The 21366-nt window shown below is 67.9% G+C and carries 20 protein-coding genes and 5 pseudogenes; 16 read left to right on the forward strand and 9 right to left on the reverse strand.

Annotated features, from left to right (window positions below; genetic code table 11):
* Positions 1-32 precede the first annotated feature (32 nt).
* Positions 33-178 (forward strand): annotated as a pseudogene (locus ACWIGU_RS38865) (transposase); the annotation flags it as partial.
* 6 nt (positions 179-184) lie between these two features.
* Here ACWIGU_RS38865 and ACWIGU_RS38870 read toward each other — a convergent pair.
* A complete protein-coding gene (locus ACWIGU_RS38870; protein WP_454406544.1) occupies positions 185-823 on the reverse strand; it encodes a CbrC family protein in 639 nt (212 codons plus the stop codon).
* A gap of 133 nt (positions 824-956) precedes the next feature.
* Positions 957-1496: an AAA family ATPase gene (locus ACWIGU_RS38875; protein WP_454406545.1), complete on the reverse strand. Its 540-nt coding sequence runs from the start codon at positions 1494-1496 to the stop codon at positions 957-959.
* A gap of 223 nt (positions 1497-1719) precedes the next feature.
* Between ACWIGU_RS38875 and ACWIGU_RS38880 the strand changes: the two genes are divergently transcribed.
* The 5 genes and pseudogenes from ACWIGU_RS38880 (at position 1720) to ACWIGU_RS38900 (ending at position 6379) form a co-directional block, all read left to right on the forward strand.
* Entirely contained in the window at positions 1720-2637 is a 918-nt protein-coding gene (locus ACWIGU_RS38880; protein WP_454406479.1) for a class I SAM-dependent methyltransferase, read from the forward strand.
* A gap of 685 nt (positions 2638-3322) precedes the next feature.
* Positions 3323-3625, forward strand: a complete 303-nt coding sequence (locus ACWIGU_RS38885; RefSeq protein WP_454406481.1) for a hypothetical protein — start codon at positions 3323-3325, stop codon at positions 3623-3625.
* Between the two features lie 413 nt (positions 3626-4038).
* Positions 4039-4608: a hypothetical protein gene (locus ACWIGU_RS38890; RefSeq protein ID WP_454406483.1), complete on the forward strand. Its 570-nt coding sequence runs from the start codon at positions 4039-4041 to the stop codon at positions 4606-4608.
* 625 nt (positions 4609-5233) lie between these two features.
* A pseudogene (locus ACWIGU_RS38895) lies at positions 5234-5683 on the forward strand (DUF5990 family protein).
* 209 nt (positions 5684-5892) lie between these two features.
* Positions 5893-6379 (forward strand): annotated as a pseudogene (locus tag ACWIGU_RS38900) (hypothetical protein).
* Positions 6380-6475: 96 nt separating this feature from the next.
* On the opposite strand, the gene ACWIGU_RS38905 reads toward ACWIGU_RS38900, so the two are convergent.
* Complete coding sequence (locus ACWIGU_RS38905) at positions 6476-7318, reverse strand: helix-turn-helix transcriptional regulator (RefSeq protein WP_454406485.1); 843 nt, start codon at positions 7316-7318, stop codon at positions 6476-6478.
* A 206-nt stretch (positions 7319-7524) separates the two neighbouring features.
* Here ACWIGU_RS38905 and ACWIGU_RS38910 point away from each other — a divergent pair, with 206 nt between their 5' ends.
* Positions 7525-8469 (forward strand): SDR family oxidoreductase, encoded by a 945-nt coding sequence (locus ACWIGU_RS38910; RefSeq protein ID WP_454406487.1) that lies wholly within the window; start codon positions 7525-7527, stop codon positions 8467-8469.
* A gap of 233 nt (positions 8470-8702) precedes the next feature.
* Here the strand turns inward: ACWIGU_RS38910 and ACWIGU_RS38915 are convergent.
* A pseudogene (locus ACWIGU_RS38915) lies at positions 8703-9163 on the reverse strand (transposase); the annotation flags it as partial.
* A gap of 331 nt (positions 9164-9494) precedes the next feature.
* Here ACWIGU_RS38915 and ACWIGU_RS38920 point away from each other — a divergent pair.
* Complete coding sequence (locus ACWIGU_RS38920; protein WP_454406489.1) at positions 9495-10061, forward strand: dihydrofolate reductase family protein; 567 nt, start codon at positions 9495-9497, stop codon at positions 10059-10061.
* 333 nt (positions 10062-10394) lie between these two features.
* Here the strand turns inward: ACWIGU_RS38920 and ACWIGU_RS38925 are convergent, their stop codons facing one another.
* A complete protein-coding gene (locus tag ACWIGU_RS38925) occupies positions 10395-11222 on the reverse strand; it encodes an alpha/beta fold hydrolase (RefSeq protein WP_454406491.1) in 828 nt (275 codons plus the stop codon).
* Between the two features lie 535 nt (positions 11223-11757).
* On the opposite strand from ACWIGU_RS38925, the gene ACWIGU_RS38930 reads away from it, so the two are divergent.
* The 4 genes from ACWIGU_RS38930 (at position 11758) to ACWIGU_RS38945 (ending at position 15580) form a co-directional block, all read left to right on the forward strand.
* Positions 11758-12066: a hypothetical protein gene (locus ACWIGU_RS38930; RefSeq protein ID WP_454406493.1), complete on the forward strand. Its 309-nt coding sequence runs from the start codon at positions 11758-11760 to the stop codon at positions 12064-12066.
* 98 nt (positions 12067-12164) lie between these two features.
* Complete coding sequence (locus ACWIGU_RS38935; protein ID WP_454406495.1) at positions 12165-13937, forward strand: MOSC domain-containing protein; 1773 nt, start codon at positions 12165-12167, stop codon at positions 13935-13937.
* 79 nt (positions 13938-14016) lie between these two features.
* Entirely contained in the window at positions 14017-14604 is a 588-nt protein-coding gene (locus ACWIGU_RS38940) for a TetR/AcrR family transcriptional regulator (protein ID WP_454406497.1), read from the forward strand.
* Positions 14605-15181: 577 nt separating this feature from the next.
* Positions 15182-15580, forward strand: coding sequence for a nuclear transport factor 2 family protein (locus ACWIGU_RS38945; RefSeq protein ID WP_454406499.1), 399 nt, complete (start codon positions 15182-15184; stop codon positions 15578-15580).
* Positions 15581-15692: 112 nt separating this feature from the next.
* Here ACWIGU_RS38945 and ACWIGU_RS38950 read toward each other — a convergent pair whose 3' ends face one another.
* Positions 15693-15899, reverse strand: coding sequence for a hypothetical protein (locus tag ACWIGU_RS38950; protein WP_454406501.1), 207 nt, complete (start codon positions 15897-15899; stop codon positions 15693-15695).
* A 153-nt stretch (positions 15900-16052) separates the two neighbouring features.
* Between ACWIGU_RS38950 and ACWIGU_RS38955 the strand changes: the two are divergent.
* The 4 genes and pseudogenes from ACWIGU_RS38955 to ACWIGU_RS38970 all read left to right on the forward strand — a co-directional run.
* Positions 16053-16286: pseudogene (locus tag ACWIGU_RS38955) on the forward strand (transposase family protein); the annotation flags it as partial.
* Between the two features lie 95 nt (positions 16287-16381).
* On the forward strand, positions 16382-16780 hold the full coding sequence (locus ACWIGU_RS38960; RefSeq protein ID WP_454406503.1) for a hypothetical protein: 399 nt from the start codon (positions 16382-16384) through the stop codon (positions 16778-16780).
* A 120-nt stretch (positions 16781-16900) separates the two neighbouring features.
* Positions 16901-17143, forward strand: coding sequence for a hypothetical protein (locus ACWIGU_RS38965; protein ID WP_454406505.1), 243 nt, complete (start codon positions 16901-16903; stop codon positions 17141-17143).
* Entirely contained in the window at positions 17088-17828 is a 741-nt protein-coding gene (locus tag ACWIGU_RS38970; RefSeq protein WP_454406507.1) for a hypothetical protein, read from the forward strand. The genes ACWIGU_RS38965 and ACWIGU_RS38970 overlap by 56 nt, the downstream gene beginning before the upstream one ends.
* 197 nt (positions 17829-18025) lie before the next feature.
* Here ACWIGU_RS38970 and ACWIGU_RS38975 read toward each other — a convergent pair whose 3' ends face one another.
* From ACWIGU_RS38975 to ACWIGU_RS38985, 3 genes are read right to left on the reverse strand one after another with little or no spacing between them, the layout of a single operon-like run.
* Entirely contained in the window at positions 18026-19141 is a 1116-nt protein-coding gene (locus ACWIGU_RS38975; protein WP_454406509.1) for an endonuclease/exonuclease/phosphatase family protein, read from the reverse strand.
* A 39-nt stretch (positions 19142-19180) separates the two neighbouring features.
* Positions 19181-20284: a sensor histidine kinase gene (locus ACWIGU_RS38980; RefSeq protein ID WP_454406511.1), complete on the reverse strand. Its 1104-nt coding sequence runs from the start codon at positions 20282-20284 to the stop codon at positions 19181-19183.
* On the reverse strand, positions 20277-20972 hold the full coding sequence (locus ACWIGU_RS38985) for a response regulator transcription factor (protein WP_454406513.1): 696 nt from the start codon (positions 20970-20972) through the stop codon (positions 20277-20279). Before ACWIGU_RS38985 ends, ACWIGU_RS38980 begins: the two co-directional genes overlap by 8 nt.
* Between the last annotated feature and the right edge of the window lie 394 nt (positions 20973-21366).

Genomic DNA, 21366 nt, shown 5'->3' on the forward strand with positions numbered 1-21366 from the left:
CCAGTTCCGGCTACATCGAGTCCTCCGAGCGCCGTCACCGCTGGACCGTCGAATGCACCATGGCCTGCTCACCGGCTGCCGACGACTGCACCGCCGCTACGAACGCAAAGCCGACCGCTTCCTCGCCTTCGCGAGCATCGCCTGCGCCCTCATCGGCTACCGCAGACTGACGACGTAGCGGCTCCTACGACGCGTCGACGTAGGCGAGATGGGCCCGGCAGACGGTGCAGCGGAAGAGCATGGCAGTAGCAGACTCCCCCAGGTGGGTCAGGAACTGCTCGAGCTGGGCTTCGTCCCGCCAGCCGTCGAGGCGCATGTCGGCCCGCAGCTGGGCGAGAGCATCAGGACGCACGGCCAGCTCGGCGTACCCGGCTTCACCCACGAAGGCGGCCGCGGTCTGGCAGTGGACGAGCCAGTGGGGATCCTGCCAGGCGTGGAAGCCAGGGGTGCGGCGGGTGACCTCATGCAAGACGTCTTCGCTGGCACAGTCCAGCCCGATGGAGTCGGCAAACTCGCCCGCGAACCGTTCGGCCGCACTTCCATCTGCGATACACCACGGGCAGAAACATCCGTTGACCTCGTGGACCGTATAGAAGGGGGCCGTGTAGATCCAGCCCCTGTCGCGCTCGCTGCAAGCGCATGTCCCGGCGGCCTCGCGGATCGAGGCCAACTCCACCAAAGGCAGCGACCTCCTGCGAGAAGGCGCTGAACTGTGTTCCGCATTCAGCGTGGCTGCGGCCCACGGGCTGCTGCAGCAGCCCGTACTCAGCTGGCTCCTTGTCCGCTGTATCGCGGAGGAATCCGGCCTGCGCAGCCGGGCCATGCAAATGCTGCGCGGCAGGTCGAGTTTCACAGGACAGCGGACCAACAGGTCCCTGGATCACCGGCTCGGCACAAGGACACACAACGAGCGTCGCGGCTCTGATCGCGCCTCGTGGAAGGCCCGTTGGGGGGGGTCAGCGGTCGACGGGCGCGAGACGGTCCAGCCCGGTCTCCCGCAGAATGCGTGCCACGGTCTCCTCCTGCCTGCTGGCGGCGCCAATGACGGTCTCGATGCCGCCGGGCAGCAGGTCCCGCTCGCGGTACCAGTCCCGCAAGTGCGCGTCCGTGACCTGCGCCAGGTACTCAAGATCGGGCTTCGTGGCGTGCCGGACCAGCGTCTCCTCGTACGGAATGTCGAGGTAGTAGCAACGCGTGATCCCGCGGTGGTCCCGGATCAGGCCCTGGAGCATCTCGCCGTACCGGTCGGCGTACAGGATCCCCTCAACGACCGTATGGAATCCAGCATCGAGCGCGTAGCGGGCCGTCATCCCGATCAGCCCGATGTTGGCCGCGCCCGGCCGGTCGCGTTCGCGCAGCACGATCCTTCGGAGGTTGTCTTGGCCTACCAGGGCCAGTCCCCGCCCGAAGCGGTCCCGGATTCCGGCCGCCACCGACGACTTGCCCGACGCCGAGTTTCCGCGCACGACCACGAGGCGGGTCTCTTCAGTTCCCACGTTCACGCGCGAACCGTAGCCGCCACCGCTGACAGCGGCCGGCGAGAACGGGAAGTCCCTCGCTGGGACAGTTCCCGACCTACACGTTGTCCGGGCCGATGCCCATAGCGCGGGCCATCGCGGTCAGCAGCCGCTTGACGCCCCTGAGAGGTCGGTGCGTGAGGTGATGTCCGCTTCTCGGTGAAGGTGGTGCAGGACAGAGGGTGGTGTTGAATATGGCTCCATGAATGAGAGTGGGCGTGCGGCGAGCCGGACGGCGGTACTGGTCTGCCAGGGGCGAGCGGCCGCGGACGGGAGGGCCGCTACAGGCCGGTTCGCGGATCCGGTGGCGGGACGGCTGCTGCGCGTCGCGGAGCGTACGCCCGTGGACGAGGTGCGCGCGAGCACTCCGCCGAAGGGCTGGCAGGCGCGCACCGCGTACGAGAGTGTGCGGGCGTGCGCCGAGGTGGTCGTGCCACGGACGGTCGCGATCGACGAGGCCCTGCGCGCCCGCGCGACCGGCCAGCTCGTGATCCTCGGTGCCGGTCTGGACACGCGCGCGTGGCGTCTGCCCGAGCTCGCGCAGACAGATGTGTGGGAGGTCGACCATCCGGCCTCCCAGCAGGACAAGCGCGCACGCCTCGCCGAGGCCGCGCAAGTGGTCCAAGGACCGGATGAGGGCAATCGCCCCGCCGCCGAGCTGCCTGACATCGCCCGTTCCGTACGGTTCACGCCGGTCGATTTCGCCGTCGATGATCTGGGTGCGGCGTTGGACGCCGCCGGGCACAACCCATCCGCGCCGACGACATGGCTGTGGGAAGGCGTCGTCCCGTACCTCACGCGCGACGAGGTGCGCGCCACGGTGGCCGCGCTCGCCGCCCGGACGGTCCCGGGCAGTGCACTCGTCGTCAATTATCAGGCGCCGTCGGTGAAGGCGAACGCAGGGCGGCTGCTGACACGCGTGCTCGGCAGTTCCGTCACGTCGGGCGAGCCGTGGCGCTCGCTGTGGAGGCCACAGCAGATGGCCGCACTGCTCGCGGAGTACAGCCTGCGGGTGGTGTCGGACGACTCCCTCCTCGCCCTCGCACACACCCTCGACAGCCCGGCACGGGGGCGGACATCCTTGCAGTCGAGTCGCGTAGCCGTCGCAGAGAGCCACTAACGCGAGGATATGAATCAGCCGGGCTTGGCCGAGTGCTGCTTCCCGGCAAAGCTGCCGGCGGCGGGACAGCCAATGACGGCCGAGGCTCTCCTGTCACGCTGGCCGACCGGTGCGTGGAAGACCGCGCTGATTGGCGGCGTGTCATACTTCTACGGCGAGTTCGACGCGCGGGATATCGCCATCGCCGAACGTACTTATCCCGCACTCCGAGCGCTGGTCAGTCGCGCGGGCTGCCTTGAAGTACATCCGGCCGGCGACGCCCCGCCGGAGTCCGTGCTGGACGCCGCCGCCGAGGATTCCCAGCACCTGGGACAGCCCCAACACAGATGGGACGCCAACCGCCTTCGCGCCGACTGTAGGGCTGCCCCACCGGTGCGGGCGCGCCGATAAGACGCTCTGGACGCGCCCGCACCGCCTGACGTCACCGCTGGAGCCCGTCACCCACTCTCCTGGCCTCGCCCGCCGTACAACACGGCAACGTGGACCGTGGGGACCCGCCCGGACCCGGACCATCCGCCCAACTGCCGGGGCGGCCCTGCACTCCGCAGACCTACGCGCGCAGACGAGCGCCGCCAGAGCAAACGCCCTGCCCTCCGGCCAAGACCCGCCGCCGCCGTTGGCCCTGGTGGGGAGCGGTCGTTCCCGCGCCGGCGCCCGGACTGGGCACTCCCACGGGAACGTCCGCATGCGGCAGGGCGAGGCGCTCGCGCAGCCGGGCGGCGGCAACGAGGACGCCGACAGCGTCGCGGTGAACCACCGCGAGCGCCTGGGCAATGGTCTCGATCGCCTCCAGGGCGTCGTCGACCGCGTCACGGCTCCACGACCCCCACCCAGTGGCCGTGTCCGCCAGGTGGGCAGCCTCGTCGGCGACGGCTTCCACCCGCTCGCCGACGCCCGGGGCGCCTCTATTCGGCAGCAGGTCCATGACCTCCACATCGACGCCCGCCAGGAGCTGGGAACGAAATCCTCATCCCGCCCAACAGGCTGAACCACCCTGCGGGCGACGACGGCTGCTCCCGGGGCTCGACGTCGCCCGTCAAGAGCAGCTCCGGTCTCCCCTGCCCGCGTGCACAAGTGCCCGGACGGGCAGGCCTCGCAGCCCTTCTGGTCGACGAACCCAGAGGCCAGCGCTGCCGCGAACAACTCCCTTGCATGTTTGGTGCCGTTCACGCCCTCGTGCGTGCCGTACTCCTCGGGGTCGGGGACGCCGAGCTGCGAGCGACAGGCACGCATGTACGCCACCGTCGCCGCAACATCCAAAGGCAACTCCCGCCAGATCGCATCCGGGATACAGGTGCTGGCAGTAGCCTCGTCCTCCTCCCCCACAAACTGCCACGGATCACCGGGGGATTGCGGAGGGCGGCCCATACGTACGAAATACGCTTCACCGCCGTCCTGCTCGTGCGCGAACACCACGAACGCGCCGGCCGCATGGAGACCGTGGATCGACTCGCGCATCGTTTGTGTGCCGGGCGCATTCTGGGCCTGCGCCATGGCCTCCACGGGCACGAGTTCTACCTGCTGGCCGCGGGCGATCGGCAGGCTGCCGCCGTCCAGCAGGTAGTCCAAGTACACGGCGGCCTCGGGAACCTGCCCCTGGTAGACACCGGCAAGTTCATGGACCCGGCGCAGCAGATCCAGAGAACCGGCCTCCAGGCGCGGATCGTTGATGGACGCGGCGTCAACGTCCTTGCTTGCTTGCAGCCATACGTCGTAGCCGAAGCCCGGTGGGTCAAGGTCCCGCAGCGCGTACTGGCGCGGGAGGCGGGCGCGGCGTGGCTTGCCCGGCTTTCTGCGGCCCATCCAGAGGCGTACACAGTGACCTCTTCCGTCGATCCGGTTACCGGCGAGAAGGTCACCGTCCTCGCGTGGATCGAGCAGCATCCGGACGTGGACGGGCGAATCGTCGATCGGGACCGCGCCGAGGAGATCGGAAGGACAACCTTCGGCCCGCTGCTGAGGGCCAACTGACCGACCGGGCGGGCCCGCTCAGGCGAGGGCGGCTGCGCCGTCAGGCTCGTCCTCCGGAAGTGGCGGTGCGATCGCTCCGCCGGGCCGATGGGGCATCTGGCGGCGGGGTTCTCGGACCCGGCGCCGCTGGGCCCCGGACCACCGTCTGGTGCCGGGCAGGTGGGAGCGAGGCGGATGATCCGCAGCGCGAACGCCAGCCAGAGCACCGTCATGGTGGCGGCTGCCACGCCCGTCCAGGTGATCACATGGGCGATGCCGCCGCCCGTCGGAAGACCGGCCATGGCCACCAGTACGGTCAGGGACCAGCGGAAACAGCCGCGACAGGTGCTCACGGTGCGGCCCAGGCTCACGAGGGGGCGAGGTCCCTGCCAGGCCGTGCAGGGCCCGCTGCCGCAGCGAAGGCAGGATGAACAACGAGGTGACCTGCCAGAACAGTTGCCGTCCGCTACGGTCTCCCACCAGGTGATTCCGGCCCCGTACGCATCTTTAGGATGGTCCCGGGCCGACGCCGGAGACATCCCTTCCGCGACCGCGACAGCGGCGGGCCGAATTCCTCAGGTAGGGCCGTGATTCCTTTCAGGCTCGCTATCAGATGGGTGGATGCTCTGCGGTGGATGATGGAGGGATGCTGGTTCGAATCGAGGGATCGAATCTGCCCGGCCGGGAGTGCGGGCAAGAGTGTGGTCCCGGATACCGCAACATCCACGTCGCGGTGCAGCGGCGTGATCGGCCCCGTGAGCTGCTCGGCCTGCATCCGGGAGATGCGCTGTCGGCGCAGTGGGAACTGGAAGTCACGGCCACGACCGTCGAGGGAGGTTGAGACCTGCGGGGCCCCTATGTGCAGGGGCGGCCCGGCGGCAGGTTCATCTACCTGTCCTGGGGGACGGTCGACGATCACGAGGCGTTCACGATGTTCCGGCGGGCGAAACTTTGGTTCGACGGCATCGCCCCCGGGACTCTCGCGGCGGCCGTCGAGGGTGGCCTGCTGGTGGGGAGGCTGGGGCTGACGGACGCGCGTGGGAACCCGTTGTGTGCGGCGGTCCGGCCACCCCTGATCGAGTGGTCCACCTCGTAGCACCGCGTACAGATCGATCCCCGCGGACTTCCAGGTCCACTCCCGCCGACCAGCCGCGTGTGCAGAACCGAACGGGCCACCAGCAGCCGCGTGTTGCTTCAACCGTCAACTGCAGGTTCCCATGAGGGTGGCCCTGGGGGGTGCCCCTATGCCTTTGGTCAAGGGAAACGGGGGTGCGTCGGGTCGGTGAGCCGGGGCAGCATGGCGGGGTGGCTGATCTGCCGTGGGATGACGTGAAGTGCTTCTTCGACCCGGACTTGATGGGGTCGTTGCCGGACGTGCGTGTCCCGGATGCCTCGGTGGAGGACTGGCAGGCGGTCCTCGATCTTGTCGTGGAGAAGGGCTGGAAGTGCCAGTACTCCGAAGGGAAGAGGGTGCTTCCGGTGCCCCGGGCGGAGGTTGTGCTGTCCCGTCCGGCGGATGCCGAGTGCCCGGACCTGCGGGTCTGGCCGGCTGCCGATGTGTTGGCGATCTTCCGTTTCCATGCCGACGATGAAGTCGACTTTGACGTCGACCTGCGGGAGTGGCAAGGCCAGGAGCGACTCGATATGTTCTGCGGCTTCCTTCGGGAGATCGGGCGGCGGCTGGGCAAGCCGGGTGCTGATGGACCCGGAAGGCGACTCCGGCCATCCGGTGCTCGGCTTCGACGTGGAGGCCGATCGAGTCGTTCTCCTCGCAGACCCGCAGGTCAGGTGACTGCGGCCCACGGCTGCGGCTCGTAGAAGGTTCCGTCGCGGAGCATCGCGAACAAGACGTCGGCCCGCCGTCTGGACAGCGGTTGGGGCGGGCCCTCTATCGCAGCTCCTGCGTTCCTATGACGGACAGTAGTTGCAGCTTTTCGTAGCTCTCGCTGCCGGGGGTGGCGGTGTAGACGATCAGGAGGTGCGACTGGTTCGGATCGACCAGCGTCTGGCAGGTCAGTTCCAGTGCGCCGACCTCGGGGTGGACGAAGTGCTTCACCTCGTTGGGACGGATACCGACCTCGTGCTCGTTCCACACCTGCCGGAACTCCTCGCTCTGAGCGAGCAGCAGGTCGGCGAGGTGGGCCGCGCGGGAACCGGGACCCCGCAGCGTGGCCACCCCGCGCAGACCCGAGACGAACATGCGACTGAGAAAGGCATGGTCGTCGGACGCGTAGAGCCGGCGCGTGGCGGGGTCGGTGAACCATCGGTAGCCGATGCTGCGGGCCGGGCCGCTGTAGGCGGTCAGGTCGCCGGTGAGCGCGACGCTCGGTGGGGTCTGCCGCAGTGTCTCGCCGAGCTCGGTGACGATCTCCGCGGGGGTGTCCTGCAGGCGATCGAGGATGCGCAGCAGTCCGGGCCCGATGTGTTCGCTGTCCGCGCCCCGTGTGGGCGGATGGTGTCCGGCGAGCCGGAACAGATGGTCGCGCTCGTCGAGGGAGAGATGGAGTCCCTGCGCGATGGAGGCGATCATCTGCTCGGACGGCTGGGGCCCACGCTCTCGCTCGAGCCGCGCGTAGTAGTCGGTCGACATGTGACAGAGGGCAGCCACTTCCTCTCGCCGCAGCCCGCTCGTCCTGCGGTGCCGCCCGCGCGGGAGACCGACGTCCTCGGGTTGCAGTGACTCCCGGCGGCGCCGGAGGAACCCCGCCAGTCCTGTCCGGTCGATCACCATGCGCGCCTCCTTCGATGCTCATTTCTACCGCCCACGTATCTCGCAAGCCACGGACTGTTGATCCCCCCTTCATCCGTTGCCTCCGGCGCGGCGCCGTCCGAGGCTTGATGACGCACCCACTGTCCCCGTCAGTGGATCGAGCCGCCATGAATGACGCCGCAGTGGTCCACAACGGTGGGGGCACGACACAACCCAGGAGCGGGCACATGCCACGGAAACCCATCGACATCGCCGTCCCCGAGCTGTCCGGTAAGCGCGCCGTCGTCACCGGAGCAAGCGACGGCATCGGGCTCGGTCTGGCCGCGAGGCTCGCCGCGGCCGGGGCCGAAGTGCTTCTGCCCGTTCGCAATCCAGGCAAGGGGGCAGCCGCGATCGCCACGATCCGTCAGGCGGTGCCCGAGGCGGACGTGTCGCTCCGCGAGCTCGATCTGTCCTCGCTCGCCTCCGTCACGGCCCTCGGCAAGACCCTGCAAGAGGAGGGCCGGCCGATCCATATCCTCATCAACAACGCCGGCGTCATGACCCCGCCCGACCGGCAGACGACCGCCGACGGCTTCGAGCTGCAATTCGGCACCAACCACCTCGGCCATTTCGCCCTGGTGGCCCACCTGCTGCCGCTGCTGCACGCCGGCCACGCACGCGTGACCTCACAGGTCAGCGTCGCGGCGAATCGGGGCGCCATCAACTGGGACGACCTGAACTGGGAACGCTCCTACGACGGCATGAAGGCCTACAGTCAGTCGAAGATCGCGTTCGGGCTCTTCGGCCTCGAACTCACCCGGCGCAGTCAGGCCCATGGCTGGGGCATCACGAGCAACCTCTCCCATCCCGGGGTCGCTCCGACGAACCTGCTCGCCGCTCGCCCCGAGGTCGGCCGCGACCAGGACACCAGGGGTGTGCGCATCATCCGGGCTCTGTCGGCCCGCGGCATCATCGTCGGGACAGTGAGCACCGCGCAACTTCCCGCCCTCCACGCCGCCACCTCCCCCGACGCCGAACGTGGCGGGTTCTATGGGCCGCGCGGACTCGGGCACATGGGCGGTCCTCCCGGAGAGCAGAAGCTCTACTCGCGCCTCCGCAGCGCCGAGGAGGCCCGACGCATCTGGCACGTCTCCGAAGAACTCACACAGGTTTCCTTCCCGAGCAATTGATGCGCTCGGCGCCTGCTCCGTGCACGCCGCCCCGCGAGTTGTGGACCGCTGTCATGAGTGCTGGCACCAGGCCGAACCGTCGCACATCCAGGTCCAGTACCTCAGGAGCACCACCTGGGGAGATTCAGAGCAGTAGGCAAGGCAGCGGCGCACTGTCGTCGCGATGTGGTCAGCCGGGGCCCTGGGGACCGTGCGGCAACGTCCCAGGTCAGCGGCGGCCACGCGGGCCCTGCGGCGGTGCGGTGCCTTAACCGCTGGCGTTCTTCGCCTGCCGGGTCGGTTTGCCGGTCTTGTTCTTCGCGTCGGCCCCTTTTTTCGGCGACCGCTGTCTCCAGTGCCTCCAGGACTTCGGCGTCGACGGGTAGTCCGGCTGCATCGTCATGCGCGCGGGCCATGGTCGAGTCCACGCTGACCAGTGACAAGTCCGTCTTGCCCTGCCTCGCGGCCTCGGCGATCACGCCCTCGGGGCGGGTCGTGAACACGCCGGCCTTCCGCCAGTACCGGAACCGGTCCTACACCGTCTGCCACGGCCCGAACCGGCCGGGCATCTCCCGCCACTGGCCCCCGACCGGAACTTCGACACCACACCCTCGAACTGGGCCCGCGGATTCTCCGGATACGGACCGAACTCCCCGATCGGCAGGAACGGAGCAATGAACTCCCAGTCAGCATCAGTCAGTTGCGCACGCGACATACCCCCAGTTCTACCGGGCCCGAGCCCGCACGGGTCCGCAACCCGATAGAGGTGGGGCCTCGCCGCTCGTGACGTGTCGATCTTGCGTGACCTGGGTGTTCTTGGCTGTCTCACGGCCTTGTCACCCATGATCAGTCTGAAATCCGTGGCGTTTCCTCGCGAGGGCGAGGGCGAGGGCGAGGTCTAGATCAGGCGGCTTGCCCGTGTCGGCCGAGCACACCACGCTGAGCCCTGAGCACGAGGACTACCGGCGAGCCCAGATCGCGCACCGATGAGTTTCGCGCGCCGCGCTGGTCTTTACGCCGGACACCCACGGACGGAAGGCTGGGCCATGCGGAAACTGATCTACGGCATGAACCTGACCCTGGACGGCTACATCGCCGCGGCCGGCGACGACATCGGCTGGAGCGGACCGCCGAGCCACGAGCTGTTCCAGTGGTGGCTCGACCACGAGCAGGCGAGTGGCCTGTCGCTGTATGGGCGCAAGCTGTGGGAGACGATGAGCTCCTACTGGCCGACCGGCGACCAGCAGCCGGGCGCCACCCCGGCGGAGATCGAGTTCGCGCGGAACTGGCGGGACACGCCGAAGGTGGTGTTCTCCTCGACGATCGACAAGGTCGACTGGAACACCCGCCTGGTCACCGGCGACGCGATCGCCGAGATCACCCGGCTCAAGGCCGAGGACGGCGGCCCAATGGGCATCGGCGGCGCAACGCTCGCCGGGGCGGCCATGCGCGCCGGGCTGATCGACGAGTACGCGATCGCCACCCATCCGGTCCTGGTGGGCGGCGGCACGCCGTTCTTCGCCGCGCTGGACAGCTGGGTGAACCTGAACCTGGTGGAGACGCGGACGTTTCCCGGCGGCGTGGTCCTGACCAGGTACGAGACGAGGCGCTGAGCAGCCCCCCCGGCCCGAGCCGACCGGCCCCGAGCGGATGCTCCGCGTCCCCAAGTACCGCACCAGCCTCGTCGATCCCTACTGCGAGCACCTGCGCAAACGCTGGACCGAGGGCCCCGCCGTCCCCCGCGACGCCGTGGTCGCCGCGCTCACGCGTCCGTGGAGCAACGGCCCCGCGACCGCTCGCCGCAGCCCAAGGGCCGGCCCCCTCACACACCCGACCAACGCACGGCGCCCAGGCTACTCAGAATCCGGGATCGCGTTCAGGCGCTATGCACCGGACCTCATTCCCGTCGAGGGCATCTGTACTGCTGCGACGCAGCAGCCAGTCCGTCAGCCGCGGGCGAAGGCCAACAGGTCGGCGTTGAACTGATCGGCGAACTTCGGGACCATCGACAAACCGTGCGGGGCGCCCTCGTAGACCTTGAAGGTCGCGCCCTTCACCAGCTTCGAGGACTTGTTGCCCGCGGCCACGATGGGGACGATCTGATCGTCGTCGCCGTGGATGATCAGGGTCGGGACGTCGATCCGCTTGAGGTCCTCGGTGAGGTCGGTCTCGGAGAACGCCTTGATGCAGTCGTAGGCGCCCTTGATGCCCACGGACATGGACCACAGCCAGAACTCGTCGCGAGTGCCCTGCGTCACCGTCGATCCAGGGCGGTTGGCGCCGTAGAAGGCCGCGCTGAGGTCCTGGTAGTACTGCGAGCGGTCGTTCGCGACGCCGTTGCGGATTTCGTCGAAGACCTCGATCGGCAGTCCCTCGGGGTTCTCCGCCGTCTTCAGCATCAACGGCGGGATCGCGCTGAGCAGAACGGCCTTGGCGACCCGGCCGGTGCCGTGCCGGCCCATGTAGCGGGTCACCTCACCGCCGCCGGTCGAGTGGCCCACCAGGATGACGTCCCTCAGATCCAGGGTCTCGATCAGGGACGCCAGATCCTCGGCGTAGGTGTCGAGGTCGTTGCCGTCCCAGGGCTGGCCGGAGCGCCCGCCGCCGCGCCGGTCATGGGCGATCGCTCGGAAGCCGTTGTCCACGACCAGTTTGGCCTGCGGGTCCCACGCGTCGGCAGTCAGCGGCCAGCCGTGGCTGAAGACGACCGGCTGACCGGAGCCCCAGTCCTTGTAGAAGAGCTCAGTGCCGTCCTTTGTGGTGATGAAAGGCATGGTGAGGTTCCTTACGATCGCATCGACACCGGATATGACAGCCCGCCAGATCTGGACTCCACGCGACGCTGGACGCGGAGCGCCCCAGTATCCGGAGCCGGACTTCGCCCGGCATGGGATGGCGGCACGACCTGACGCAGCACGGTCGCCGACCTGCCGCGGCACCCGCGCGGGGACAGTCGTGGTCGCCGCGGATACGAGCCCCCGGACACTGGGGACGACGAAGGTCGCGCCCCACTACCGTGTCCGTGGCCCGGTTCGGGAAGAGGGCCCGTGGCCTCCACGCGTAGACCGCGTGCACTGCAAACAGGCTGCCAGAGAATGCGAGATCTCGCTCATTCCGCTGCTGCGTTGCCCCACCTGAGCTCCGCGACTACCGTGGCCAAGGTGACACCAGGCGCCATCTGCCGCCAGGCGTCACTTCACGTAGATAGTTTCCCGACTCTGAGCCTGCGGCCTCTCGCCCCTCGACCGTACCGATTCTCACGGGCGGATTTGGCGCACATTCCGCGTTCAGGTGCTTCCGGGAGGTCACGTGTCCGCCACGCACCACAACACCACAACCGTCGACGGCCAGGAACTGTTCACGTCGCGTGCGCCGGCCAGCCCAGGGAAGCACCTTTTCGTCCCCTGGCACGAACCAGTCGATCTCTTCGGCGATGCCGTCGGCGTCGCCCTCCTGGTCGACGGCGTCGCCGCCCTGGCCTTGGGCACGTTCAGCCCGGTCGTGAAGGACAACGGCCGCCGGTTCAGCATGCCGTCGCGTTCCACATCACTGTCGAGTCGGGGCGCCTGGTCCGCCTCCACCTCTACGAGGACACCGGCCTGGTCGCCAGGAGCCTGACCGCAAAGCGGCTGAGACAGCGGCCGACAGGCCCGAAGCCGACACGACGCGCCCTCTGCCCGAGTTCGCATGGAAGCCGGCGCAAGAAAGGTGGCGTGGTGGCCACATTGACAGCACTGAACGTCGGGATGCCCAAGGATGTCCCCTGGCACGGCAAGAACGTGCACACCGGGATCTACAAGCAGACCGTGTCCGGGCCACGCATGGTGCGGCGGCTCAACATCGACGGCGACGGCCAAGGCGATCTGGGCGGGCACGGCGGCGAGCAGCGGGCGGTCTTGGTGTACCAGACCGACTCCTACCGCTACTGGGCTCGGGAACTGGGCCGCGACGACCTCACTCCCGGACAGTTCGGCGAGAACTTCACCGTCGATGGCCTGCCCGACGACGAGGTCTGTATCGGCGACCGCTACCGCATCGGCGACGCGCTCTTCGAGGTCACACAGCCGCGCGTGACTTGCTACCGCGTGGGTCTGCGCATGGGCGAGCCTCAGATGGCAGCTCTGCTGGTTGCCCACCACCGCCCCGGCTTCTATCTGCGGGTCATCGAGGAAGGGGAGGTGGAGGCCGGGCAGGAGATCGTCAAGGTCGCCACCGGCCCCGAGGCGATGACCGTCACGGAGATCGACCGGGTGCTCTATCTGCCAGGGCACACCCGCGAACAGGTCGAACGGGCCCTGCGGATCCCCGCGCTCAGCCCCGGCTGGCGGGCCTCCATGCAGACCCTGTTGGACCAGGCAGGCAACGAGGCGGCCGGGGCCTCCGGCAGCGCGGGACTGAACACCGCGGCGACCGCCCCGCCCCCCGCCTGGCCGGGCTTCCGTCCGCTCACCGTCACCCACATCCAGCCCGAGAGCCGCAGCGTGTTCTCCCTGTCGCTGGCCGCCGACGACGGCTCCGATCTGCCCGCCGCGCTGCCGGGCCAGTTCCTTACCGTCAAGATTCAGCCCGAGGGAGATACTGCGCCGCTGATCCGCAGCTACTCGCTGTCCGGGGAACCGGGCACCGGCACCTACCGCATCAGCGTGAAAGTCGAACCCCACGGCGCGGCCAGCAACCACCTGCGCGCCCACCTACGCACCGGCGACCACCTGGACGCCGCCGCACCCCGCGGCACCTTCTGTCTGGCCGGCGGCGACAACGCCGTGGTCCTGGTGTCAGCCGGCGTCGGCGTCACCCCCGTACTGGCCATGCTGCACGCGCTCGTCCGCGACCGCTCCACTCGACAGGTGTGGTGGCTGCACGGAGCCCGCGACGGCACCGAGCACCCCTTCGCCCAAGAAAGCCGGGACCTGATCAGCACACTCCCCCACGCCCGGTCGACCGTCTACTACAGCAAACCGGCCCCCAAGGACCGCCAGGGCGTCGACTACGCGGAGACCGGCCGCCTCTCCGCCGACCGCATCCGCGCCCTCGGCCTGCCGGCCGACGCCGACGCCTACCTGTGCGGACCGACAGCCTTCATGGACGGCATCACCAGCGCCCTCATCGACGCAGGTCTGGAAGCGTCCCGCGTCCACACCGAGATCTTCGGCGCGGGCGCCTCCCTCACCCCCGGGATCAAAGACTCCGCGACCGCGGCCGCGCCCCACCAGCCGGCGGGAGCGGCCGGCACCGGCCCCACGGTGTCCTTCGCCCGCAGCGGTCTCAACGTCCCCTGGAACAGCACCCAGGATTCCCTGCTCGAACTCGCCGAAGCCTGCGACGTCCCCGTCCAGTGGTCGTGCCGCACCGGCGTATGCCACACCTGCGAACTCGCCCTCATGTCCGGCGCAGTGACGTACTCACCCGAGCCGGTCGAGCCCCCCGCCGACGGCAATATCCTCATCTGCTGTTCCAAGCCCACCGAAGACATCATCCTGGACCTGTAGAGCGCGGCGAGCCACCCGCGGGCCGCGGACAACCCCACCATTTATGGACCGATGAGTCAAGAAGTGGTAAGGTGCGGCCATGGGCCGCCCCCGAAACTTCGACGAGAGCCACGTTCTGGAATCCGTGCGCGAACAGTTCTGGAACCAGGGTTATGCAGCCACATCACTGCAGGACCTGATGGGAGCTACAGGGCTGGGCAAGGGAAGCTTGTACGGGGCGTTCGGCGACAAACGCCAACTCTTCCTCCAGGTACTGGACAGCTATCGCGACGAGCAGCTGAACAGTGTCCGCCAGATCCTCACCGGACCCGGCACGGCCATGGAACGACTGACAGACCTCCTTGAAGGCGCAGCCACGGGGTTTGCGGAAGACACGCGGCGACGCGGTTGCTTCATGGTCAACAGCACCTCCGAGCTGCACAGCCAAGAGCCTGAAGTGGCCTCGCGGGCCAGAACCACCTATCAAGCTGTCGAAGATCTTCTGGTTGCCTGCGTGAAGGAAGCACAGCACGAAGAAGCCCTGGACCCGGGTGCCGACCCCCAGGAGCTCGGACGCCTACTGCTTGCCGTCCTTCAGGGCATCGAGTTTCTCGCCAAAACCAACATGGACGGCTCGGCCCTGCTCCAGATCGGCCGCGCCGCACTTTCCCAGCTCCCCCGCCCCTGACCCAGCGGTTGGCCCCGCACCCGCCGCGGACTCACCCTGCAGCAGGACTCGCGGTGATCAGTCCGTCAGAGCAAGGGCATTGCCGACCTCGTCGAGCGGCACCTCGTGTCCCGCCTCGCACATAGCACCTGCCCTCAGCGGCGCACTGCAGTCGTGATGGCTGACGAGAAGAGCCGGGCACCAGGGCTCCGACAGGGCGGGCCAGACCAGTGGGCTTGGACAGGGCCATCGAGCAGGCACGCCGGTGCGCAGGATGCCCGTCAGCACCGGGACCGTCGCCGGGCTCAGATTTCAACCACGAGGCGGCCCTCAGTATCGGAGGCGACCGATCGGGCCCGTCGAAATCCTGCCGCTCGCCCTGCTGCAGAGCAGCTTGCGGGCGGCACCATCAATTCTTGACCACGCGGTCCATATCTGTTCTACTTGACACATCACAAGAATTGCCCGGGATTCCGCGAAGAATAATTTCCGATTCCTGCGTGCGACAGCGAGCCGTACAGGCTCAGGAGTAGTACGTACTCCCCCTCCATCACCCTGGAATGACAGTCCAGGATCCCGTTCTGAAGGGCTTTTGATCATGGCGACGCGTGAGGTTGTGGAGAAGTTCTTCGGCCTGCTGGCCGCCGGAGACCCGCAGGCGGTCGCCGGGGTGTTCGCGGATGACATCGACTGGTACGTTCCCGGCTCACCGTCTCTGCCCTGGACGGGCCAGCGTTCCAAGGGCAGCGACGTGGCCGACTACCTCCGGACCCTCGCGGCGAACATCGTCCCGGAGAAGAATGTCGACGAACTCGAGGCTCTCCTCGTTGACGGCGACCACGCGGTCATGCTGGGACGGTTCACGCGCGTCGCGAAGACCACGGGCCGGACCTACGTGATGCCCATCGCCATGCACTTCCAAGTGGCAGGCGACAAGATCGTCAAGATGTACCTCTATGAGGACACCCTCAAGGTGTCTGAGGCCTACACCGACTGACGGACCGGACACCTCGCAATCGAGGACGGGTCGACACAGGCCCTGCGACTCTCCCGGCTACGCTTGCGCGGGACCGCCCCGTGGCGCGTGACTGCGGGGCGCCTTGTGCGGTTCAGTCGACCGTCTCCCCGTTGTGCATACCACCCTTGCAGAGGTTGTCCACCAGATCGGGCGTTCCGCCGCCCTGCTTGCACTGAGAAGGGGTGACGTCGGTTGGGGCGCCCAGTGCGGGTGCGGTGGCACTGGCGGCGCCTGTGAGGCCGAGTCCGGCGAGGGCTGCCGTGGCGATGACGGCGGGGAGGATTCGTCGAATGCACATTTGGTTCCCCTTTCACGGATTGTCTCGGTTGGGGTACTAATCAGCTTAATCACCATGTGGATGGCACGTCATGTTGCGCCATTCAGGTGACAGCGCTGTCGGGTGCGGGGTCGGTGACGCGACCCGTCGGACAGGCCCTAGGGACCGAGCTCCTTGTTCCGGGCGACTGCCGCCAAGATCCCCCGCTGTTTGTTGAGTGAGTCTCAATTGGGCAAGTCGGTGAGCGCGGTGTGCCGCGGACGGCCGTGGAGCCTCTCGGTGAAGGACCCGGCTCTGCTGGTCGCGGCGTACTGGCGCACGAACCTGACGATGCGCCACTTCGCGCCGCGCTCCAGAGTGTCCAAGCCGGCAGCAGACTGCATCATCGACCACCTCGGGCCGATGCTCGGGAGCCCAGCAGGTCGTACTGGGTGCTGACGCCGGGTGACTCTGACGCTGGAGATTGATCGCGCTGGTCAACGTGCTCTCGATAGCATTGGCTGATGGCTCGCAGCGATAGAAGGGCACGACGTCTCGTGGTCGAGGGGCAGAACTTCCTCTGGACCTTGAGCCACACCCACCGCGCCCTGGGCAACGGCCGATACGAGGACTGCTGCGAAACCCTCATCATCCGCCAGCGCAAAGCGAGGGGACGTCTCCGCATCGTCTTCCAGGCAGGCCCCGACAGGCTTGTCCCTGACGGGTCCCTCATGCCATCAGGAGCCGTCGGCACGGAGCTCGGCAGAACCTTGAACCTGCACGAGCCGGGCACGGTCAGAGCCCTGCTCGACGCAGCCCTGAAAGGCGGTTGGCGTTCCGACGATGCCATGACTGAAGAGATCGACGGCTGGAGCATCTTCGATGAGGTGGTCCAGTACCGCGGAGCGACTTCGCCCGACTGAGCTGCCCGCATGGCCGGCTGGTTCTGATCGTCTGCGCTGCCGGCCACCCCTCAGCGGCAACCGGTTGACTTTCATAGTCACCGGGCAGCCGGGCTGCGATCGGGGTCTCTCGTCTCTACCGTGATGGAGGAGGAGTGGCGGATGGGCTCGCTGTCCGAGGAGTTGGAAGCGCGCGAGGCAGCCGCCCGGCTGCTTGTGAAGGAGCGGGAAGCCGAGGTCGCCGAGCTGTCGGAGAAACCGGAGCTGGCCAGGGCGGGGCTGGAGCATCTCCGGATCACGCGGGAGACAGTCAATGAAGTGGGCGGAGATGACGCCGGAGAAGCCGGCTGTCGCGATCCATGCCGACCGGTCGATCGAGGATGAGCCGGTGGTGTCGGCGTATGCGGGGTTTCACCCTCCCGACCCCGACAGCGCCGTCGCGCTGCGCCGCTTGCGCCGCACCATCGCCTGGATCGTCTACCGCCGACCCGGCAAACGCATCGCCCTCGCGGTAGAAGTCACGCCGTCAGTCCTGCCCGGCACACTGACCATCATGATGAATCGAGAAGAAGCGGCGGCCGCGCGGCAGCGGGTGATCGACGCATACGCACAACTACCGCAAGCAGTCCCTGACGTCGCTGTCGAAGACTTACGGCAGGCGAACCAACTGGCGTGGGCGGAACTGGACATGGCAGGCGCGCCCTTGGATGCACCCGGCGAGCGAATCTACGCGCTCGGCTTCGTAGGACCCGGACCGGACCTGAAGGTAGGACTGACAAGCTCACGACCGGGGCAGGCCGACAGGTCTGGCAGAACTGCCACCGCGCGCATCAAATCTCTGGAGCGGATTGGCCTGGCTCATCACACCGTCATGGTGCGGGCCTGGATCTCGAGGCCAGTAGCGAACGCCCGCGACTGGGAGGCTCAATCCCTCAATGTGCTGGGTGCGCTTGAGGGAGCCACAGCGATCGGCGAGTACTTCCGCGGCGTCGACTTCGACTTGGCAATGGACGTCATCCACAGCGTCCGCAGCGACTCCATGACCTCAGTCCGTCGAGTACACAGGTGAGCGACCCGCGTCGCCGACCGTCACGGCGAACGCCGCCAGGATGGTCGGCGTCCTTCTGAGCCACCTCGGCGCGCACTCGGCCACGGCCGCTGCCAACTCTCTGCGAGTCATGTGCGGTACTCCAATGTCGGGCTCGGAGGCCCCACTCCCGAGGGGTGGATGTGGATCAAGCCGCAATGCTGTCACCCACCAACAGTTCACCAGCTGATGCCGGCCATCACCGGCAGGTGGTCGCTGCCGGTGGCAGGCAGCACCGATGAGCTCTTCGCCTCCACGCCACGGATCAGGATCTGATCGATCCGCGCCACCGGGAACTTCGCCGGCCAGGTGAAGCCGAAGCCGTCTCCGGCCGCTTCCTGGACCGAGTGCAGTTGCGAGGTGATGCCGTCGAGCGCGCGGTCGTCCGTGGTGGCGTTCAGGTCGCCGAGCAGCACCACCCGTTCGTTCTGCTCGGCGGCGATGGCCTCATCGAGCGCCTGCGCGTTCCTGTCCCGCGTTTCCGTCCGGAAGCCCCCCCTGGGCATGACCCGTACGGACCCCAGATGGGCCACGTACACGGCGAGAGGTCCCTGGTCCGTGGCCACCGTGGTGCGCAGCGCCCGGTTGTCGACGAGCTTGACGTCGGCCGGCTTGCTGTCGCCGAGCGGGCCCACATCCTGCTTGATGTCGACCGGCTGGGTGTCCGACAACGGCAGCTTGCTCCACAGCCCGACCGTGCCCTTCACCGTGTGGTACGGGTACGCCTTCGCCAGCTCCTTCTCGTACGTGCCCTTGTCCTGCGCGGACAGCTCCACCAGCGCCAACACGTTCGCACCGGAGGCAGCCAGGTGGCGGGCGGTGCCCACCGGGTCGGGATTCTCGGCGCCGACATTGTGGCTGGCCACCGTGAGGTCGCTGCCCGCCTGTGACTTGTCGCCGAACAGTCCGCCGAAGAGGTTCAGCCACACCACGGCCGGCAGCAGCAGGGCAATCACCGCGGAGGCGGATCGGCGCCACAGCGCCCCGGCAAGCAGCACCGGCATGAACACGCCGAACCACGGCAGGAAGGTTTCGACCAGGCTGCCGAGGCCCCCGGAATTCGGGATCTGCGCGTGCAGCAGCATGACCAGACCGAGCAGCAGTGCCAGCGCCGCGAGCACCAGGCCGCGCCTCCAGGGCCCGGGCCGGGAGGCGATACGGATCGCCCGGCGGATGCTCGCGCGCCTGCCATGGGAGTCGGCATTCCGGCGGCCGTCGGCGTCCCGCCCGTTCCCCGCCGTGTCCGGGGCCTCGGCGCGCTCCTCGGCGTCGACCTGGTGCCGCCCATCCGACATTGCTTGCGTTGCTTCAGTCACTGATCAAATTCCCGAACTCTAAAACCGTGGAAAGGTTGCCTGGTTGGCCGTATGCGGTGCTGGGGTGGGCAGTTCAACGGCGACAAGGAGTCCGCCGGCAGGGCGCGGGGTGATCGTGAGGCATCCGTCGTGTACGTGGGTGATCGTCTTGACGATGGCCAGACCGAGACCGACGCCTGCGTGGTCGGAGTGGATACGTTCGGTGCCGCGCTGGAAGGGCTCGGTGAGAGTCGAGACCAGCTGGGGGGTGAGGTGCCCGCCGGTGTTCTCGACCGTGAGCACCACGCTGTGGGGGCGGACGCTGGTGCGGACCCACACGTTGCCTTGTCCGGGCACGTTGTGGACGATCGCGTTCTGCACGAGGTTCGTGGCCAGCTGGAGCAGGAGCGCCGGTGATCCGATCGTGGGGGCGATGTCGCCGCTGGTTTCGAGGGTGACGCCGTTCTTTTCCGCGAGGGGGAGGAGCGTTTCGGTGGCTTCTTCCGCCATGAGGGACAGATCGACGTGTTCCCGCGTGAAGGACCTCTGCTCGGCGCGGCTGAGCAGGAGCAGTGCCTCGGTGAGATCGATGGCCCGGGTGTTGACGGCACTGAGGCGGTCGATCAGTTCGCCGGTGTCGCGGTTCGGATCGGTGCGGGCCACGTCGAGAAGTGACTTCGAGATGGCCAGCGGGGTGCGCAGCTCGTGAGAGGCGTTGGCGGCGAATCTCTGCTGTTCGGCGACGTGCGCTTCGAGCCGTACGAGCATCGTGTCGAAGGCGTCGGCGAGTTCACGGAACTCGTCCTTGGCGCCCGGCAGCTGGATGCGGTGGGAGAGCGATCCGTTCGCGGCCATGCGGGTGGCGTGCGTGATGCGGTTCAGCGGGGCGAGCATGCGGCCGGCGAGGAACCACCCTCCCGCGAGACCGAACACCAGCAGGAACAACATCGTGACGGCCGCCATCGGAGCGAAGTCGCGCGCGACCGAGAGGCGGTAGTTCGGCGGGAAGACGAGCCCGACGTGCCTCACACGAGTCAGGAACAACCACCCGGCGATGATCATCAGGACACCGGCCAGCATGAGGAATCCGGTGTAGCTGAGGGTGAGTTTGAGGCGAACGCTCAGCCCGGGCTGCCTATCCACGGTCCCCTGCCTCACGTCCGGTGCCGGAGCCTGTGTCGATGCGGTACCCGACTCCGGGCACGGTGGCGATGATCCACGGTTCTCCCAGACGCTTGCGCAGTGCCGAGACGGTGATGCGCACGGCGTTGGTGAACGGGTCGGCGTTCTCGTCCCATGCGCGTTCCAGAAGTTCTTCGGCGCTGACGACACCGCCTTCGGCAGCGATGAGGACTTCGAGTACGGCGAACTGCTTCCTGGTCAGCGCGACGTAGCGGCCGTCCCGGTGGACCTCCCTGCGAAACGGGTCCAGGCGCAGACCCGCCATCTCGCGCACCGGTGGCCTGTTGTGTGCACGCCTGCGGTTGAGTGCTCTGAGCCTGAGCACGAGCTCCCGTAGGTCGAAGGGTTTCGTGAGGTAGTCGTCGGCGCCGAGCTCGAACCCGGTGGCCTTGTCGTCGAGACGGTCGGCCGCGGTGAGCATGAGGATCGGCATACCGCTGCCGGAGGCGACGATGCTCTTGGCGACTTCGTCGCCGCTGGGTCCGGGAATGTCACGGTCCAGGACGGCGATGTCGTAGGCGTTGATGCTCAGCAGCTCCAGAGCGGTGTCGCCGTCACCTGCGATGTCGGAGGCGATCGCTTCCAGGCGTAGGCCATCACGGATGGCTTCTGCCAGAAAGGGTTCGTCCTCGACGATCAGAACACGCATGCTCCGAGGCTACGAGGCCGCACATATCGTCGGCATATCGAAAACCGGATACGTGCCGGCAACATCACGCTCCCTTGACTGTCAGCATGAATCGCACTCCGCCGGCAGCTCGCACGAGGACCCGCCGGATTCCCTGGCTCCGCACCATCTGCCTCACAGCCGTCATCGCAGCGATCACCGTTGCCCTCGGCTACCAGCTGCTGAAGCCCTCGTCTTCCTCAGTCGCACCACCTGTGACGCCCTCCTCGTCCGCACCCCCCTCGAAGTCGTCCCCGGCCGCGCCACCCTCGAAGTCCACCCCGGCCGCACCACCGAATGCCTCTCGCGGTGACCGCCGAGGTGCGCTCGGCGAGGCCGACGGCGCGGTCCCCGACGGCACCTCGGTCTTCGATGA

The sequence above is a fragment of the Streptomyces sp. NPDC055400 genome, from assembly GCF_053644375.1.